This is a genomic window from Apilactobacillus timberlakei (genome assembly GCF_002993965.1).
Lineage (GTDB): Bacteria > Bacillota > Bacilli > Lactobacillales > Lactobacillaceae > Apilactobacillus > Apilactobacillus timberlakei.
In genome coordinates, this window is sequence record NZ_POST01000016.1 from 1 (window position 1) to 1810 (window position 1810).

Here is a 1810-nt window from a genome sequence, read left to right on the forward strand (position 1 = left end):
GTTGCTTGTGCTATTACGTTGCTTGTGCTATTACGATTGCTGGTAGAAATAATGTTAGTTCTCGGGGTGCATATAGCTATCTTGATAAAATCTTAACTGAATGGTCCAAGTCAGGTATTGAAACAGTTGAAGATGCTAAAAAACAAAATAAAGAACATAGTCAACGATTAGATCGTGTATTTAAGCAACGTAAATCATATGGTGGACATACTCCTATTAAGGAAGAGCCACCAGAATGGCTTAAAAAGTATGAAGATAACAATTATAAGCCAGATCATTCCAAATCTAATAATAATCAACATGATTCAAAGCGTACAAAGGAATTGGAAGATAAGTTAAAGCGAATTAGGAGTGCTAATAACTAATGATCAATTATCCAAACACTAATCGCCAGTTTAACTACAAAAGAAAAATAGTAAGGCCACGTAGAAAGCGAAATAAGTACCAGGCACATAAAGTAACAGTTGACGGCCATAAGTTTGATAGCCGTGTAGAAGCTAACTACTACAAGCTACTTAAACAACAGCACACAGACTTTAAATTACATGAACGCTTTGAACTTTTACCAACTTTACGAATATTTGGTAAGACATACAGCAAACGAGTTTATACGCCAGATTTTACGATTTATGAGCATGGTGAGTTAGTGGAAGCAATTGATGTGAAAGGTTACAAGATTACAGCCGATGCAAGTTTGCGGATGAGGGCATTTATTGAGAAGTACCGTGTGCCTGTTTATATCGTGAGAAATAAAAATAATTATGAAAAGGAGCTATTTTAATGGATATTTCTAAAAAGCTGCAAGCTGAAATAAATATTAGCAGTGGTAAAAAAATGGAAGGTATCAGTTTTTAGTCCTGACAGGTTATCAATTTATTATTACTTCTATTGCTTTAACGGAAATAAATATGATGCTTTTAAGTTATGGAATACAGGCACGATAGAAGTACCGTGTGATATGCAATTTGGACATGATGAATTAATGATTTTACCTAGTTTGAGTAATTTAGTTATAAAAAACTATAAATTTGAATGCAGACAAGTGAGGGGTAAATAATAAGAATGTTTAACTTTTTAGCAATGCTACTAGGACTTATGATTTTTGCAGCATTAATCGCTGCTATGATTAATCAGCTTATGCTTAGATATTTTGCGTATAAGAGTGACTACATTAATCATTATTTGTCAATCAAACGCAAACAAAATATGCTAATTATCCTAACTAAAGAAATGTCTAAGATGTGTACTACTGAAGAAATAAAAGAGATTATCAGCTCTCAAACTGGTGTGGATTTGAATAAAAGCAAGGAGAATAAATAATGGGCAAAAAAGTAGAAGCAAGTTATAACGATATTTTGGAAGATATAGTGCTAATGGAAGATTTTAGCAATAATGAACTAATTAATTTGGCAATTGCATCGTTAGTTACTGCCGATGCTAGAGAATTTGATTTATATAGTTTTGCAAGACATGCAACAACAGCTTCTAAGAAATTTATTAAAGATTTTGCAGAAGAGGAGAATGAAAATGAATAAAGAAGAAATGATTAAAATGACGAAAGATTTTCTTGATATTGCAAAAAACATGGTCTTGTGTTTTGCACTTGTTGCATTATTTTTATTCTTATTTTTTTTCTTGTGCTTATATTGGTTCCCTTTTTATGAATTATTTTGATATGTATTAATTATGGAGATACTTGTGGGAATTAGAATGATGAATTCTTTAAGAAGTTTGAAAGGTGATAAATAATGGCAAAAGATAAATTCATAGAGCTTAGAAATCAGCAATTAAGTGAGCATGCTGAAGATGA

At 31.6% G+C, this 1810-nt stretch carries 5 protein-coding genes; all 5 read left to right on the forward strand.

Translation table 11 applies throughout. The features are described 5' to 3' along the window. Window positions 1-365 (forward strand): DnaD domain protein (locus C7N71_RS07960; RefSeq protein WP_157944402.1); only part of this gene is annotated, 365 nt, incomplete at its 5' end. Then, complete coding sequence (locus C7N71_RS07965) at window positions 365-781, forward strand: DUF1064 domain-containing protein (protein ID WP_105988559.1); 417 nt, start codon at window positions 365-367, stop codon at window positions 779-781. The genes C7N71_RS07960 and C7N71_RS07965, both read left to right, overlap by 1 nt. A gap of 281 nt (window positions 782-1062) precedes the next feature. Further along, complete coding sequence (locus C7N71_RS07970) at window positions 1063-1320, forward strand: hypothetical protein (RefSeq protein ID WP_105988560.1); 258 nt, start codon at window positions 1063-1065, stop codon at window positions 1318-1320. Continuing rightward, window positions 1320-1535 carry a hypothetical protein gene (locus tag C7N71_RS07975; protein WP_105988561.1) on the forward strand — a complete coding sequence of 72 codons (216 nt, stop codon included), beginning with the start codon at window positions 1320-1322 and terminating at the stop codon, window positions 1533-1535. Before C7N71_RS07970 ends, C7N71_RS07975 begins: the two co-directional genes overlap by 1 nt. Next, complete coding sequence (locus tag C7N71_RS08145; protein WP_157944403.1) at window positions 1528-1674, forward strand: hypothetical protein; 147 nt, start codon at window positions 1528-1530, stop codon at window positions 1672-1674. The genes C7N71_RS07975 and C7N71_RS08145 overlap by 8 nt, the downstream gene beginning before the upstream one ends. The last annotated feature ends 136 nt before the right edge of the window (window positions 1675-1810 follow it).

What these genes read in the sequence shown, in the direction of transcription:
- C7N71_RS07965 (WP_105988559.1), top strand. Translation starts at nt 365, where the DNA reads ATGATCAATTATCCAAACACTAATCGCCAGTTTAACTACAAAAGAAAA.
- C7N71_RS07970 (WP_105988560.1), top strand. Translation starts at nt 1,063, where the DNA reads ATGTTTAACTTTTTAGCAATGCTACTAGGACTTATGATTTTTGCAGCA.
- C7N71_RS07975 (WP_105988561.1), top strand. Translation starts at nt 1,320, where the DNA reads ATGGGCAAAAAAGTAGAAGCAAGTTATAACGATATTTTGGAAGATATA.
- C7N71_RS08145 (WP_157944403.1), top strand. Translation starts at nt 1,528, where the DNA reads ATGAATAAAGAAGAAATGATTAAAATGACGAAAGATTTTCTTGATATT.